This is a genomic window from Mucilaginibacter flavus, from assembly GCF_030409315.1.
GTDB lineage: Bacteria > Bacteroidota > Bacteroidia > Sphingobacteriales > Sphingobacteriaceae > Mucilaginibacter > Mucilaginibacter flavus.
The window spans coordinates 266,702-283,134 of the sequence record NZ_JAUFPS010000024.1 but is presented as its reverse complement, the minus strand read 5'-3'; the positions used below and the strand labels follow the sequence as shown (position 1 = coordinate 283,134).

Here is a 16,433-nt window from a genome sequence, read left to right as displayed (position 1 = left end):
GCCCTAAACAGGCTGGCATAAAGCCGCCTTAATAAAACAAAATTAAAAATTATTTGATAATTAACACAGAATCTCTCTTCGGCTGCGCCGGAAAGAGGGATTTTAAAAGTTCATATTTTATTATAAATATCTAATAAACAGCATTCAAACCCCTCTTTCCGCGAAGCGAAGAGAGGGTGGCCAGCGGAGCGTAGCCGGGTGAGTCTTCGCCAGCGTTCAAAGGCAATGCTTGTATAAATATCCAAATCATCATTTCTTAGTCGTAACTCTTCGCAATGATGATCTTTTTACTGGCTTTAAAAAGGTATAAAACAAAACCATTAGCGCTTTTAAAAGGTTATTAAGGTATGAGCAAGAAAAGAACCATGCCCGTAGAGCCGGACGAAATGCCCGTAAATCCCAAGAATCCGGAGATAGGGCAGCCAACAGATCCCGGCCAGCCGGTTACACCCGAGGAAGCGCCCGAAAACATTCCGCAGGAATTACCACCTGATGAGCTGATAGAACCCGAAGTAAACCCGGATAAGTTTGAAAAATAAAGCGTTAATTATTGATGGCTCGGGGTAATTACATTAACGCCATCGTCACCAGCTATGATGGCTTTGGCAGCCATCCTGTAAAACAGGGAATGTTCCACAATGCCGGGGATCATGCCTATGCTGATGTTTAATTCATTGAGCGGAATGAGCTTATCGAAATAAATATCAACCAGCATATTGCCGTTGTCAGAAATTACCGCGCCATCTTTTTGGGTGCTTATCCTTTGTTTTATGGTAGCGCCGGGGAAATAAGTAGCTAAACGATGAAGCACAATTTGCAGCGCGGCAGGTAAAACTTCAATAACCAGTGGGTAAGTTGTATCCAGTTGGGTTGAAAACTTAGCTGCATCGCCAAGGAGTATAAATTCGGTGGCCATGGAGGCCAGGATCTTTTCGGTAGTGTGGATACCGCCGCCACTTTTCAGCGCGTTTAGTTCGGTATCAAACTGATCGCATCCATCAAAATAAATATCCAGGTGTTTAAGCAGGGCAGGAGCTTTTACATTCAGCCCTTTGTCTGCAAGCAGATTGGTTGTTTTAAATGATGATGATGTAAAAGTAAGCCTTTCAGCTAACTCAGCTTGCTGCGCTATTAAATTTACAAGGTACGCAATGGTACTACCAGCGCCCAGGCCAATGGTTTGGCCTGGTTTTATATATTGTAAGGCTGCTTTGGCGGCTTCCAGTTTAAGATCGGTCATGATAAATTAAACAGTATCTAAAGCCGCCGGTTTCGTATTGCTATCGTTGGTGGTGTTTGTTTCGGTATCTGCCGGTACTTCGCAATGGAAACCAAACAAACAACGGTCTTTAATTATTGCCGCAACTTCTGTAGGTACGTAACTTTCCCACCCTTCGGCGCCTTCTTTAATTAATTCCAATACTTTATCGGTATCAACATGCAGGTTGCCCTCGGTGTAATGCCTTATATCTTCAATTTTATTGTTGGCTATCAGGTAACGGTACAAATCTATCAAATGCGGCGGCGGGTAAAATTTAAGGCAGTTAAATATGGTGCCATCGCGCAGGGTAGGGTATATGAACAATTTAACCTTACGGCTAAACAGGGTGGCGAATGATTCCAAAATACCGCCCGGTAAATCCTGGTAATGTTCTTCAGAAAAAATGTACTCGAGGTTAGGATAACCCAGTACCATGCCTATTTTAAGCCTGGTGATTTTTGAAAGATAAGCTACCAGTTTATAATACTCGTGGAAATTGGAAATCATTACCGTTTGCCCAAGCGAGCAAAGGATGTCAACCCGGTCAAGAAAATCCTTCTCGTCAATATCGGCGTTTAAATCGGCGTTGCGCTCTTTTAGGGCTTGCAGGGTAAGTTCTGTTACTACCACCACCTTTGTTTTGTCAACATCGGGCTCCTGTAAAAACTGTTTTACACCGGTGTTAAGCATATCCATATGTAAATTGATCAAGGGGCGGAAACGACCACGGATCACTACAATATGTTTTTTATACAGGGCCTCGGTAGGCTGCATGTTTTTGCCATCGGGGCCAAATACGGCAGCGTCAGAAAAGCCGTATTTAACCAGGTGCAGGCTCATCAGCCTGTTATCAACTTTGGTAAAATCCGGGCCCTCAAACCGGATCATATCTATCTGTATCCTGTCCCTTGATAAATTGTCCATCAACGACAACAAAAACACGGGTGGAATTTCGTTATAATAAAAACAGGCATACATGAGGTTTACACCCAATATACCTACCGCCTGCTGCTGCAGGTTGGTATCATTATCTAACAGGTTAACGTGGATAACCACATCATTGAACGGCCCGTTAGGTACCAGCTGAAAGCGCACGCCCATCCATCCGTGGCCATCATTGGTTTTATTATAGTTAAGCGCCGATACGGTATCAGAAAAAGCGAAAAAGGTGGTTGAGTCGCCACGTTGCGCGGCAAGGCGCTCGTTAAGCAAACCATACTCATGATCGAGCATGGAAATCAGGCGGGCTTCGCTTACATACCGGCGTGTTGCCTGTACCCCGTAAATAGCATCAGAAAACACCATATCGTAGGCCGACATGGTTTTGGCGATAGTACCCGACGAAGCTCCGGCTTTAAAAAAATTAGCGGCCACATCCTGTCCGGCACCAATTTCAGCGAATGATCCGTATATTTTAGGGTCGAGATTAATGGCAAGGGCCTTTTGTTTTGTCCCAATATCCTTGTTGTGAATTGCATTCATCCCCTTAAGTATTAATAGTTTACCGTTGCCGGTACCCTGGTCAGAAAAGTTGTCTAAAAATACTATTTTTTATGAAATCTGTGGTCAATAATTAGTAAAAATGCAAGGGAAGCGGTTTTTTGTTTTGATAACGATATAAGCTTGGGCTTAGGGCTTAACAAATTGTTAACAATTGTGAATGGTTTGTCGGCAAATTGTAAGCGTGTTTTTGGGCTTTATCGGCAATCCCCTGATATTTAAAACACAGCTAAGTGATTGCGAAATTTGCTCCGATCATCGGTTCATATATGCTTAATTTATAAAAATATTTTACTTTATGGATAATATTTACCATTCATTGAATAATTTTTATAAGCCGTAAAAGTGACTAATAAGGTTGTTTTGTAATGCTGGATCAACAGCAAGGTTACTAACCCATTATACACCAAAATACAACCATATGATCTCGTCGAAAACACCGGCTTTAGATAGCCTTATTACGGTTGATGATAACCTGATCAATAGTTTCAGGAAAGATGGGCATGTGCTCATTCAAAATATCTTACAAGCCGATGAAGTAGCCTGGTATCGCGATGCCATTCGCGATGCTGCTTACAGGTACAATACCGAAACCCGTGACATGAAAGATCGCGATACCTACGGCAAAGCTTTTTTGCAAATCATGAACCTTTGGGAAACCGATGAGCAGGTAAGGCAGTTTACTCTGGCCAAACGTTTTGCTAAAATTGCTGCCGATTTGCTGGGCGTTGAGCATGTAAGGATATACCACGATCAGGCCTTGTTTAAAGAGCCGGGCGGTGGCTTTACGCCCTGGCACCAGGATCAATACTACTGGCCGCTGGATACCTTTAAAACAGTTACCATGTGGATGCCGCTGATAGATATTGATGTTGAGTTGGGCATGCTCACTTTTGCTTCCGGATCACATAAAGATGGTTTTGCCGAAAATATTCCCATCTCTGATGAATCGGAAACGGCACTGCAAAAGTATATCCGCCTTAAAGATTATCCAATTCAACGCGCCGAAACCATGCAGGCCGGCGATGCTACCTGGCATTACGGCTGGACACTGCATAACGCGCCGGGGAATAGCTCCACAACTACCACCCGTGAAGTAATGACAATTATTTATTATGCCGATGGCGCACACATAACCGAACCTGAAAACAAACACCAGGAAAACGACCGTAACCGCTGGCTCGATGGACTGCCCCCCGGCGACTTAGCCAATTCAAAACTTAACCCACTGGTTTATTAATATTAATTACCACTCCTCATGATAAAAAAGACATTTTTACTCTTAATGCTATTGCTTTGCGGTACCATAACCTTCGCCCAAACAGTGGGCAAACGCTGGTCAGAAGAGCGTATCTGGACCTGGTATAACCAGCAGCCCTGGTACTGCGGCTTCAATTACATTCCGGCTTATGCCATTAATTACACCGCCATGTGGGATAAAACCTCGTTTGATCCTGTGGCTATTGATAAAGAGCTCGCGCTGGCTCAGCAATCGGGCATGAACTCCCTGCGTGCGGTTTTGCAATACGCTGTTTATGCCGATGATCCTAAATACTTTTTGAAAACGCTGGATAGGTTTATGGCTATTTGCGATAAGCACCATATTAAATTTATCCCGGCTTTGTTTGATGATTGTTCTTTCGGTATTTATAACGATCCTAAAATTGGGGTGCAGCCAAAGCCATTAAAAGGTTGGTATGCCTGGGACTGGTCGCCAAGCCCGGGGCATACCATGGTTACCGATTCAACCACGCATCCTAAGCTGGAAAAATATGTAAAGGAGGTTATAGGCAGGTTTAAAAATGATAATCGCATCCTGATGTGGGATCTTTACAACGAACCTACCAATGGTGGTTTGGGTTCGGCCACATTTCCGTTGCTAAAAAAGGTGATTGTTTGGGCACGTACAATTGACCCTTCACAACCGCTTACCATCGATATTTTTGATCAAAACCCGCGCCTTAACGCTATCATTACCGATAATGTGGATGTAATAAGTTTCCATGATTACGGCAATAAACAAACTGTGATCAATCAAATTGAAAAACTACAGCAGTATAAACGCCCTATAATTAATACCGAGTGGATGAACCGCCCCTGGAAATCAATAGTAAGCGAAATTATCCCGGTGTTTTATAAATATAAAGTGGGCTGCAATTTATGGGGACTGGTAAATGGCAAAACCCAAACCAATTTACCATGGGGCCACCGCCCCGGCGATCCTGAGCCAACCATCTGGCAGCACGATTTGTACTACGGCGATTTTAAACCTTACAAACAGGCCGAGATCGATTCCCTCAAATTGTTTATTGATCAATCTAAGACCAAGGAATATATTGCGGAGCATCAGCATAAATAATTTATTTGGTTTATTTGTGGTGCTCAGGCACCCTTCAAAATATAAGCGTCATTGCGAGGTACGAAGCAATCTCGAAACCTTACAGAGCTAACTTTTAGGGCTGAACTGCCTGTGTAGAGATTGCTTCGTACCTCGCAATGACGGTACTTTAGCGTTTTTGGTACGTTAACGACTTAACTATTGAAAGGTTAAAATAAACAAACCCATGATCAAACCTACATTAGAAACACTTACCGGCCAAAGCCAAAGCACTTTCCTGTATAGGTTATTTGAACAGGATGAGTTTGCATCGCCCTATCATTTTCACCCGGAGTATGAGCTTACCGCTATACTGAAGGGGGAGGGAAACCGCTTTGTGGGCAATAGCATGTCGCCCTACAAAAAAGGAGATTTGGTTTTAGTGGGGGGCAATGTACCCCACTGTTGGAAGACAACTTTACGTGAGGGTGAGATCAATGCCAGGTCGGTTGTGATCCAGTTTGACAGGGCTTTTTTGGGTACGCGTTTTTTTGAAGAGCAGGCCGCCTGGAAAGTGATCCAATTGTTAGATAAAAGCCTGCACGGGATTCATTTTACCGGCGATGAAGCCAGCGGTATCATTAACCTGATGTTGAGCATGGCCAAGGTTGATGAGCCATTTAAAAGGCTTATCATTTTGTTGCAGATATTGGATAAGCTAACGGCTGCAACATCATATGAGTTGTTAAACGCCGAGGCAGTGATCTATCATTCGCCGGCAATTGAGCACCACCGACTTAATGCCATACAGGGTTTTATTATTGATAATTTCAGGGATAAGATAAGCCTGAAACAAGCAGCCGAAGTAGCACGCATGACGCCCAACGCCTTTTGCAAGTTCTACAAAAAAATGACCGGCAAAACCCTGATGGAAGCGGTATCAAACTATCGCCTCCATTATGCCATGCAACAATTGATATCGACCCACAAAAATGCTACAGAGGTAAGCCTGGATAGCGGCTTTTCTGACGTTGCTTTTTTTCACAAACTGTTTAAGCAATATACAGGGAAAAGCCCACTGATTTATCGGAAAGAGCATTTGGAAGGGTTAGGGTTGGAGTAATCGTGAATAATTGTAGTGTGAAATCAATATGAAAAATCGAAAAATGGCTATGGTTGTTAACCATGTTAAGATGGAAGAAGAGGATCGCCTCGATGTGGAATTCTGGCTAAATAAAACACCATCCGAAAGATTAGCAGAAGTAGTTCGGTTAAGAAGGATTTATTTTATGGGGCGTGATGGCTATTTCCCCGATAAAATTGAAAAAGTAGCGCACAAGCGGAAGCTATAATGTTTAATAGCATTCATTTATAAAGCTGTTCACTATAACGATCGGTTTAAAACCTTATAAAAAGAGCGAGGGGAGGTGCGATTCCTTCCTTGGGGAAGGGGAGGAAGGGGTTTAATCCACTATTCATTGCCGCATTTTTAGCCGCACCCAATCCCGTTAGTAGGGAATTGAAAAAAAATGCTACACAAAATACTGCCCAATTTTTTTTCTCCCCAATTCCTTTCCTTTTTATAACTTACAGCGTTGTAAACACAAATACATGCTGCAAAGCACAGCCTTCACCTCACTAAATATTTATCCGCGCCTCAGGTTGTTGGTAGCCAAATGCTTTTTTGTGGCGTTTGGGGCAATTCTCATCACCAATAATTTATTGGCCGAGGGCAGCAAGGAGCTTAGCGCCAGTGGTGGTAGTCGTGCTTATCTTTTCTCCAGCAATACTTTAAATAACGCGTCGTTCCCGTTCCCAACGTTGGGCACCATGAAGGTTTATGTAAAAGCGGGCGAAAGTATTTACGTAGGCTCAAGCGCCCAGGGTATAAGTACCGGTACGATAAACCTGAGGTCGCCGGATGGTAATACGTATACCAGCGGCACCAGTACTACAGTGGGTTTGATACAAAACCGGGCGCAGGAACAGGCGGGTGCGCTGCCTAATGCCGGGGGGTACACACCCTTCATACAAAAAGTTTTGGCAGGGCAGGATGGCGTTTGGGAAATAGATTTTATTGCCGAAAACCTGGGTAGCGACCTGAACGGCAATCCACCCACGGTGCCCGCCAACGCCAACTGGACCCAACCCGCGGCAGAATACATTACCGCTTTTGATATATCTGTGCGCAATGCCGCCAATACCGCTTTTGTTAACGGCAGGGCATATACGCAAGTGTTCTCGGGAATTTTAGGTACGTTTAATGTGGGTTTCAATGCTATATTTCATATCCTTACTAAAGATGGTTACCAATACATCCTCAACAACAACGGACAGGCCGGTAATGGCTTTACCTTTTTTGTAAATAACAAGGGTTTCAGGGGCGATGATGGCAAGGCATCTTACAAAAGTATAAACGGACTAAGCCCCAACATCAACGTGCAGGACCCACGGGCCGCAGATACCGAAACCGATATCACTCAGAAAATATTTTTCAATACACCCGCCGCCGACCTGCCCGAAACCGCGAATACGCCCGGTAGCACCACCACATGGCTTTTGCGGGCGCCAGTTGCGCCGGTAATAAGTAATGTAACCTTTACCGGTGCAGAAGGTACGCCCGGCAAGGCTGGGACAAGCCCCTTGGGCGGTAACTTTAATTTTAATATAACCGGTAACGGTACCTATCTCATCGCCCTCGATATTAATAAAAACGGAGTTTATACAGACGCTGTCGACCGTAAATTAACCGGCCAGGCAAATGCCGGTGATAACCAGGTTTTTTGGGATGGGCTGGATGGTAATGGCAATAAAGTACCCGCAACCAGTGGCATTTTCCAAACCAGTATTACCATAGCCACAACCGCGGGCGAAGTACATTTCCCGTTTTTTGATGTGGAGCGTAACGTGAACGGATTGTTGCTTACACGCATTAACGGCACTTTTGCCCCAAACGACACATTGTATTGGGATGATAGCCCCATAACCGTAGTAGGTACACCATCAAACCCGGTGAAAAACCTTAGTGGTTTAAGCAGCGCCGTTAACGGACACAAGTGGGGTACCCCAACTACAAACCCGCTTAATGATGCCGATTTTGGCAACAATAAATGTATTGATACCTGGAGTTATATTAAAAGTAAACCGGTTTTTAGCTCGGTAAGTTTTGAAACAAGGGAGGCCGATCTTTCGGTGGAAAGCGTCACCGCTTCGGACGCCTGTTCGGGGCAGGTAGCTGTTTATAAAGTTGTGGTTAAAAATAGCGGGCCGGATGATGTGAGCGGAGGACAATTCAGCTTTGGTTTCCCGGCAACGCTAACCGGCGTATCCATTACCAGTGTATCAACCACCGGTGTTTCAGCCTCGTCGGGCGGTACGGTTGCAGCAAACTCCTATCGTGCCAATATCGATATTGCCAACGGCGCCACGCGTACTTTTACCGTCAGCGGTAATATAGCGCCTGCCGCGAGTGGCGATCTTTCTGTTACGGCTGGAATGTTACGCCCCGCCGATGTAACCGATCCCGACGCCACCAACCCAGATTCCGCCGTACCCACCGATGCGGCTAATGAGTGCGATGCCTTACCATCCGGCGTAGGGTGTAATAATATTAAAACCAATATCATCCATGTAACCCTCGCTCCAAACGCCGGGCCCGATCAAACCATATTTCAATATGCCCCGGCAACTATGGCAGCAACCGGTACAGGTACATGGACTCAGGTAGCCGGTGATGCATCGCCGGCAATAATTACCAGCGCAACCAATGCTACTACCACTATAACCGGGCTTGATAAGGTGGGCCTGTATCACTTTTTATATACCAATGTAAACGGCTGTGCCGATACGATAGTGCTTAAAGTGATCTCGGCCGACCTACAGATCCCCAACATCATCACCCCAAATAACGATGGTAAAAACGATGTGTTTAAAATAGTGGGCTTAGAAAGTTACCCTGGCTCACAGTTGCTCATTTTTAACCGCTGGGGAAATGAAGTTTACCGGGCCGATAATTACAAAAACGACTGGAACGGCAGCGGCCTTGCCGAAGCTACTTACTACTACATCCTGAATAGGAAGGAGCATACCGGTGAGGTTACGCCGCTTAAAGGATGGGTGTTTTTAAAATTGAGCAAATGAGGCAGGTAATTAAAATATATCTGCTGGTGGCAGCCATGGTTTTTATCACCCTGAAACTACAGGCGCAACAAAGCATACAATTTAGCCAGTATGTATTTAACGGCCTCGCGGTAAACCCGGCGTATGCGGGTTACAAGGAAGATTGGACGCTTAATTTAAGTAGCCGCATCCAGTGGGTAGGCATCAATGATGCCCCTAAAACCGGTACGGTAGCCGTGGACGGCTTAACCAATACCACCAACCAAAATGTAGGCTTGGGGCTGATAGCTACGTTTGATAAATTGGGACCCGAGAGCACATCATCTGTTTATGCAAATTATGCTTATCGGCTTCGGCTGGATGAACTGGATACCAAACGCCTGTGTTTTGGTATAGGGTTGGGTGCTATACAGTATAGGTTAGACGGTACCAAATTTAACGCTACCGATGATGGCGATACCAATATCCCCGCAGGCACTCAAAGTAACATCACGCCCGATATCAGGTTCGGCATCTATTATTACACGCCCAACGTATACATTGGCGCATCGGTATTTAACCTGCTTTCGGGGTTGGGTAATACTATTGATCATTTGCAGCAATATAAACAACAGCGCACCATTTATTTAACTGGCGGCACCATGATTCCCTTGAATGAGTCGATAGATTTAAAGCCATCCATATTAATCAAGGAAGATTTTAAAGGGCCAACCAATATGGATGTAAGTAGTAGCGTAGTGTTCAACAAACGCATCTGGATTGGTGCATCATACCGTACAGGGGTTGATCTTTGGCATAAAAGCAACCTGCAAAGCAGCCTGGATAAAACTGATGCTGTAGCCGGCATTGTGCAGTTTTATATTAGCGATAATTTCAGGTTAGGGTACTCGTACGATTTTACAACCAGCAAGCTGGCAAGTTCACAAAGCGGATCTCACGAGCTTTCACTGAGCATAAGTTTCCCTAATAAAAACGGGCGTGAGGTTAGTCCGCGATATTTTTAAGCTCATGAAAAAGTTTATACTCATTTGCATATGGATCATGCTGGCAGCTAAAGCGCTTACCGCGCAGGAGCAGCTATCCATTAAGCAGCAGGCCGATAAACTTTTCGACCGGTACGAGTATTTCAAAAGCCTGAAACTATACCTTAAACTGGCCGACCGCAAAAATGCCGATATAAAACTATTCGAGCGCGTAGCCAGCTGTTACCGTTACATTAACCAATACCCCGAAGCTGAGCAATGGTACGAACGAATCACAGCCAACCCCAAAGCAGAAAAGTTAAGTCACTATTTTTATGCCGAGGTGTTGCTGAGAAACCGAAAGTTTGACCAGGCAAAACAACAATACAAAATCTATTTTACCAACGATGCCGGGGCATTGGCGCTAAAGCTAAACGATTGCGATTCGGCCATGGTTTGGATGAAGCAGTCGACAGGTTATAAGGTAGCTAACACAACGGCCGCCAATACCAAATCGTCCGATTGGGGCGCGAGCTACGATGGCAAAACAGGTATCATTTTTACATCCGACAGGGAAACCAGCGATGGCAAAACAGACAACCGCACCGGTAATAGCTGGTTTAGATTATATGAGTACGATTTAAATACCAAAGAAACCAAAGAGCTGATCCTTGACGCGGGGAACAATCCCGAATTTAAAGGCGCTTACCATATTGGGCCTATGGCATTAAATGCCGGGGGAGATACCGCGTATATCACCCTGAGTACCGAAACCGCTTCAAAAAATCTCCCTATAGATAAGGTTACGCGACAAAAGCTTTATACCCGCCGCCTGCAACTGGTAACGGCCTGTAAAAAGGATGATCGCTGGGTAATTTGCGGCAGTTTTGCCTATAACAATGTTAAGCAATATTCGGTAGGTAATGCGGTGCTATCAACAGATGGTAAACTGTTGTATTTCAGTTCGGACATGCCGGGTGGTTTTGGCAAAACAGATTTGTGGTATTGTGCGAAAGAGAGCGATGGCTCCTGGGCCAAGCCGGTTAACTGCGGTAATAAGGTAAATACCAAAGAGGAAGAGAATTTTCCTTTTGTTGATGATAACGTTACACTATACTATGCTTCAAAAGGGTTGCCCGGTATGGGCGGTTATGAAATTTACGCAGCCACAGGCAGCAAAGCAAACTGGACTTCCCCTAAAAACCTAAAATATCCCATTAACAGCACCAGCGACGATTTTAATTTAATTACCCGTGATGGCACCAGTGGCTACCTGTCATCAAACCGGGAAAATGGCCAGGGCAACGATGATATTTACGAGTTCGCGTTTGTAAAAGACAGTATCAAAATCATTAAACCGTTAACGCCAGGAACCGTTGTTACTTCAGGAAAACCATCTGCGCCCGCACCCGGCTCTTCGCTTCCCGTCCCTGGCTCCTATACCACCGGCATCATTTATTATGATTTGGATAAATCATTTATCAGGCCCGATGCCGCGGCAGAGTTGAATAAGTTAGCCGACGTTTTAAAGCGATACCCCGGTTTAAGGGTGGTGTTGTCGTCGTACTGCGATTCAAGAGCGTCTTACCTTTACAACCTCGCCCTATCGCAACGCCGGGCAAAAGCCGCGGCTATTTACCTGGTTAAAAAGGGTATTGCCATCACCCGGATAGCTGCCAAAGGTTACAGCAAAAGCAACCTGGTAAACCAATGTGTCGATAACGTAAAATGCTCCGAAGCGGATCATCAATTGAACAGGAGGACGGAGATTAAGGTGGTGCAGTAGTACTTGGATTTAAAGTTCTATATTCTGTAATGCTGAGGAACGAAGCATCTATTCGCGACTTTACAGGGCGAATATGCATTGCGTAGAAGACTCACCCGACATCGCTGCGCTTGTCACCCTCTCTTCGCTTCGCGGAAAGAGGGGTTTGAACGCGTTCTTTTGAATATATAGTGATAAATATCAATTTACTACTATTTAAACCCCTCTATGCGGCGCAGCCGGAGAGAGGGTGCCGTCCGCCAAAGGCGGGCTGGCGGGTGAGTCTTCTACGTCCGGCATTCTACGTTATGCTTTTACTTCCGGAGTCTGTTGGATTTAACAATTCGCAATAAGATTTTTATATTTAAGTGACTGTATTACTGGTTTTTGTGTTTGTTTTGGTTGGATTATCAAAAAAACTTAAATTTTCTTGTAAGGTTTTCCAATCAAAAACGACTAACCGGCAAAAAGGCCATTAAATACACTTTGCCCGAATAAAAAATATACCCCTAACTATGGATAATTCTACTGATTACAAGATGCTTAATGATCCGCAGCAAACTCGATCAGCGGGCGAATTTTTGATTGATCCGCACCAATGGGTTGATAAATATGCCGATTACTTATACACATATGCTTTTACGCGTACCAATAACGAAGATAAGGCCCGCGACCTGGTGCAGGAAACTTTTTTGGCCGCGCTGGAGCACGTAGATAGTTTTGAAAGCAGGAGTTCGGAAAAAACCTGGCTTACGGCTATTTTAAAAAACAAGGTGATTGATAATTATCGCAAGGCTTCATCGGGGCTGGCGAAAAAGACGGTCTCCTTAGATGCGGATACCGGGCAAACGGAGTTTTTTGTGCCCGACTATAACAACTGGCGACCGGAACAAGTCCCCAAAGCTTTTGGCTTGGAAGATGACTGCCCCATGCTAAATAAAGAGCTGAACAGCATTTTACAACGATGTTTGGAAAAACTACCGTCACAATGGCTGGCAGTTTTTACCATGAAACACATGGACGATGAAAAAACCGATGACATTTGCGAAAAGTTAAATGTAACCACGGCCAATTTCTGGGTGATTATACATCGTACAAAACTTAACCTTAGGGCATGTTTACAACGCAATTGGAATTAAATACAGGAGGATATGGAAATGGATGAGATAACTAAAATAGCCTACAACTGCAGAAAAGCTACTTTTTTAATCGAGAAGCAGCAGCTAAGCAGCATAACCATGCGCGAAAAGCTGGAACTGAAAATTCACCTTGCAGGCTGCGTAGTATGCCGCATATTTATGCAGCAAAGCGCCAATATTAATAAAATGGTGCATAATTTATTGCACAATGAAGCACACGCCGAAATGAAACTTAACGATGAGTTTAAGAAAGAGATGAAAGAGAAGATAGAACAGCAGTTAAATAACAATAAAAATTAATTGATGCTTAAATTGTTACTTGAATAGGTGTTAGTCAAGGATATTATAGTACAAAGCGCCGTCATTGCGAGGTACGAAGCAATCGCCAATTTTACAGTGCGGCTCTGTATATTGGGGATTGCTTCGTCGTTCCTCCTACCCATGACGCCTTTTTGTATTAATACCAGCGCTTCTTAAATATCAGATATCTAATCATCATTTTATGAAATTCAGGCGGTTCGTATTCACCTTAATCTCGTGCCTGCTAATGTTTAATGCATCATGCAGGTACATGCGCATGCCCGATAAAAAAGCCGAAGTTGAATTTGATGAGCAAAGCTTGCAGCCGCGTTTTACCTACACTTATGTGGATAACGTACGCCTGCATTACGTTAAAGTAGGCAATGATACCTTACCTACCATTTTTATCATCCATGGTTCGCCGGGATCATGGAAGCGGTATCGCCAATATTTAATGGATAAGGACCTGTTAAAACATTTCAGGCTCATAGCTATCGATCGCCCGGGTTTTGGGTATAGTAATCCGGGGCATGCCTACCATTTGCAGGAGCAATCAAAACTTATTTATGGCATTGTAAAGCAGGAGAAAAATGGTAAGCCCTTTCACCTGATGGGTCACAGCCTTGGCGGCCCTGTAGTGGTTAAACTTGCGCAGGAGCATCCCGAGGCTTATGCGTCCATCACTATTTTGGCCGGCTCTATATCGCCCTATGATGAACCTGCCGAAAAATGGCGGGCCTGGGTGGTTTATAATCCGCTGCAATACCTGTTGCCTCGGCCATTCAGAGTTTGTAATACCGAGATCTGGTATTTTAAAAAAGACCTCTTTCAAATGGATACCTGCTACAACCGTTTAACCATGCCCGTAACTTTTATTCATGGCGATAAAGATCCCCTGGTAACCGTTAAAAATGTGGATTACGGTACCCAAAAGCTCGCCTTTAACAAACATGTTAAAGTGATCATTATCCCCGGTGCCAATCATTATATCCCCTATGAGCATTTCGATATTATCAAAGCGCACCTGCTTACTTTGCAAACGAGCAAATAGCTTTTTGGTTGAAGCAGCTGGGGCGCTTCGTAATTCAAACCTCCCGCTTTTAAATTCAGGAGGCACCTACGGAGCCAAATACTATATATAATTATGCTATAAACACGTGGCTCCGCTGGAGCCTATCATCGTGTGCCAGCTTTAAGATTAAATGGCAAGGCATGCTAAACTCCGTAGGAGTATCGTGTTTATAGTTTGATTGAACCGCGCTACATGGCTCCGTAGGTGCCTCCTTTATAAATGAGATCGGTCTACCCGGCCTCTTCTCCTAATTATTTTCAAATTTTTTGTAAGGCTTGATGTAATCCTGCGACAAAGCAGGAAAAACACCATAACACTTTATAAAATATCATGAAAAAATTATTTAGCCTGCTTTTGGCCTCTGCACTTACCATCAGCATTGCATCAGCGCAAACAGCTACAGATCTTCATAAAAAACATTATAACCTTGATAGCGAGGGTTTAGCCATAAAAGGTTATGACCCGGTTAGCTACTTCACCAACAAAAAAGCGCAGGAAGGCAAAAAGGATATCACCCTAACTACCGAAGGCATTACCTATCGTTTCGCTACCACCCAGGATAGGGATTTGTTTAAAGCCAATCCCGCCAAATATCAGCCACAATATGGCGGCTGGTGTGCTTATGCCATGGGCGCTACCGGCGAGAAGGTAGATATTGATCCCGGCACCTTCAAACTATTGGATGGCAAGCTTTACCTGTTTTACAACAAGTTTTTCAACAACACCAAAAAAACCTGGGATAAGGACGAAGCCAACCTGAAATGTAAGGCTGATGCCAACTGGGACAAGATCATCAAATAAGCTGGACAAATCATCATCACTTAAAACCACAAACATTATGAAACGTACCATCATCATTGCCGTACTCGCGTTATTCATCATTGTACAGGCCAAAGCCCAAAAGTCAGAAATTTTTGCACCCGGTGGCAAAGCCATTAAAGGATATGATCCGGTTGCTTTTTTCAAAGAATCGAAACCTGTTAAAGGTGCCGATAGCTTAAGCTACAGCTGGAAAGAAGCTACCTGGCTGTTCTCTTCCCGCCAAAACCTGGAAGCATTTAAAGCCGATCCGGATAAATACGCGCCTCAGTATGGCGGTTACTGCGCTTATGGCCTTTCGCAAGGGCACAAGGCACCCACCCAAACCGATACCTGGACCGTGGTAAACGATAAGCTTTACTTTAACTACAACAGCAAGGTAAAAGAACTGTGGACTAAAGATCAACCTGCTTTGATCAAAACGGCCGACGAAAAATGGCCGGAAATTAAAGGCCAATAAAACCCTAAACATCATGAACACAGCAATAGAGAAACCTTTGGTATTAATTACCGCTGGCCCCACAAGGGAAGCCATTGATCCAGTACGTTACATCAGTAACCATTCGTCAGGTAAAATGGGGTATGCTATCGCCACTGCCTTTTTAGAGGCTGGTTACCCGGTGGTACTGGTATCTGGTCCGGTAAATTTAACACTTACCAATCCAAACCTTACTACCATCAACGTTAATTCGGCCGATGAAATGTTTGCGGCCTGTAAGGCCTACTTCGCATCGGCGACAATAGCTGTTTTCGCTGCCGCCGTAGCCGATTACAAACCGGCCGAGATCTATATCAACAAGATGAAAAAGTCGGCCAGCGAGTTCGACCTTAAAATGGTGAAGAACGTGGATATAGCCTATGAGTTTGGGCAGGTAAAAACCAACAACCAGGTTGCTGTGGGCTTTGCTTTGGAAACTAACGACGAGGAGCAAAACGCCCTCAAAAAATTATACAAAAAGAATTTTGACCTCATTGTCCTCAATTCCACCCAGGACAATGGGGCAACATTCGGCTTCGATACCAACAAGATCACCATCATCAACAAGGATTTTGTATTCAGGGCATTGCCGCTTAAATCAAAGGCAGAAGCGGGTAGGGATATAGCCCAGGCCGCCTTAAAACTGCTAAAAACCAACACCGATCAAACCATCAACCAAATACAACTCACTTAACAACATT

Annotated in this window: 16 protein-coding genes; 14 read left to right on the top strand and 2 right to left on the bottom strand. The window is 44.4% G+C overall.

The genetic code is table 11. The features are described from left to right. Positions 1 to 347: 347 nt before the first annotated feature. Positions 348 to 539, top strand: a complete 192-nt coding sequence (locus tag QWZ17_RS09380) for a hypothetical protein (RefSeq protein ID WP_290304923.1) — start codon at positions 348 to 350, stop codon at positions 537 to 539. 8 nt (positions 540 to 547) lie between these two features. Here QWZ17_RS09380 and rpiA read toward each other — a convergent pair whose 3' ends face one another. Together rpiA and QWZ17_RS09370 are read right to left on the bottom strand one after the other, a co-directional pair. After that, positions 548 to 1,240, bottom strand: coding sequence for a ribose 5-phosphate isomerase A (rpiA, locus tag QWZ17_RS09375; RefSeq protein WP_290304922.1), 693 nt, complete (start codon positions 1,238 to 1,240; stop codon positions 548 to 550). A 6-nt stretch (positions 1,241 to 1,246) separates the two neighbouring features. After that, a complete protein-coding gene (locus QWZ17_RS09370; protein ID WP_290304921.1) occupies positions 1,247 to 2,743 on the bottom strand; it encodes a TonB-dependent receptor in 1,497 nt (498 codons plus the stop codon). A 439-nt stretch (positions 2,744 to 3,182) separates the two neighbouring features. Between QWZ17_RS09370 and QWZ17_RS09365 the strand changes: the two genes are divergently transcribed. The 13 genes from QWZ17_RS09365 to QWZ17_RS09305 all read left to right on the top strand — a co-directional run bounded on the left by QWZ17_RS09365 (position 3,183) and on the right by QWZ17_RS09305 (position 16,426). Then, entirely contained in the window at positions 3,183 to 4,001 is an 819-nt protein-coding gene (locus QWZ17_RS09365; protein WP_290304920.1) for a phytanoyl-CoA dioxygenase family protein, read from the top strand. A gap of 18 nt (positions 4,002 to 4,019) precedes the next feature. After that, a complete protein-coding gene (locus tag QWZ17_RS09360) occupies positions 4,020 to 5,120 on the top strand; it encodes a glycoside hydrolase family 2 TIM barrel-domain containing protein (protein ID WP_290304918.1) in 1,101 nt (366 codons plus the stop codon). A 205-nt stretch (positions 5,121 to 5,325) separates the two neighbouring features. Next, positions 5,326 to 6,201 (top strand): AraC family transcriptional regulator, encoded by an 876-nt coding sequence (locus QWZ17_RS09355; RefSeq protein ID WP_290304917.1) that lies wholly within the window; start codon positions 5,326 to 5,328, stop codon positions 6,199 to 6,201. Positions 6,202 to 6,271: 70 nt separating this feature from the next. Continuing rightward, positions 6,272 to 6,430, top strand: a complete 159-nt coding sequence (locus QWZ17_RS09350; RefSeq protein WP_290304916.1) for a hypothetical protein — start codon at positions 6,272 to 6,274, stop codon at positions 6,428 to 6,430. Between the two features lie 259 nt (positions 6,431 to 6,689). Next, positions 6,690 to 9,218 carry a T9SS type B sorting domain-containing protein gene (locus tag QWZ17_RS09345; protein WP_290304914.1) on the top strand — a complete coding sequence of 843 codons (2,529 nt, stop codon included), beginning with the start codon at positions 6,690 to 6,692 and terminating at the stop codon, positions 9,216 to 9,218. Continuing rightward, the gene (locus QWZ17_RS09340; protein ID WP_290304913.1) at positions 9,215 to 10,201 is read left to right on the top strand and encodes a PorP/SprF family type IX secretion system membrane protein; all 987 of its coding nucleotides are present in this window, start codon (positions 9,215 to 9,217) and stop codon (positions 10,199 to 10,201) included. The genes QWZ17_RS09345 and QWZ17_RS09340 overlap by 4 nt, the downstream gene beginning before the upstream one ends. Positions 10,202 to 10,205: 4 nt before the next feature. Next, entirely contained in the window at positions 10,206 to 11,945 is a 1,740-nt protein-coding gene (locus QWZ17_RS09335; protein ID WP_290304912.1) for an OmpA family protein, read from the top strand. Positions 11,946 to 12,439: 494 nt separating this feature from the next. Next, positions 12,440 to 13,063 (top strand): sigma-70 family RNA polymerase sigma factor, encoded by a 624-nt coding sequence (locus tag QWZ17_RS09330; protein WP_290304911.1) that lies wholly within the window; start codon positions 12,440 to 12,442, stop codon positions 13,061 to 13,063. Positions 13,064 to 13,081: 18 nt separating this feature from the next. Next, on the top strand, positions 13,082 to 13,363 hold the full coding sequence (locus tag QWZ17_RS09325) for a hypothetical protein (protein WP_290304909.1): 282 nt from the start codon (positions 13,082 to 13,084) through the stop codon (positions 13,361 to 13,363). Positions 13,364 to 13,565: 202 nt separating this feature from the next. After that, positions 13,566 to 14,414: an alpha/beta fold hydrolase gene (locus tag QWZ17_RS09320; RefSeq protein ID WP_290304908.1), complete on the top strand. Its 849-nt coding sequence runs from the start codon at positions 13,566 to 13,568 to the stop codon at positions 14,412 to 14,414. Between the two features lie 351 nt (positions 14,415 to 14,765). Continuing rightward, positions 14,766 to 15,236, top strand: coding sequence for a YHS domain-containing (seleno)protein (locus QWZ17_RS09315; protein ID WP_290304907.1), 471 nt, complete (start codon positions 14,766 to 14,768; stop codon positions 15,234 to 15,236). Between the two features lie 37 nt (positions 15,237 to 15,273). Next, entirely contained in the window at positions 15,274 to 15,714 is a 441-nt protein-coding gene (locus QWZ17_RS09310; protein WP_290304906.1) for a YHS domain-containing (seleno)protein, read from the top strand. A 13-nt stretch (positions 15,715 to 15,727) separates the two neighbouring features. Further along, positions 15,728 to 16,426: a phosphopantothenoylcysteine decarboxylase domain-containing protein gene (locus QWZ17_RS09305; protein WP_290304905.1), complete on the top strand. Its 699-nt coding sequence runs from the start codon at positions 15,728 to 15,730 to the stop codon at positions 16,424 to 16,426. Positions 16,427 to 16,433 lie beyond the last annotated feature (7 nt).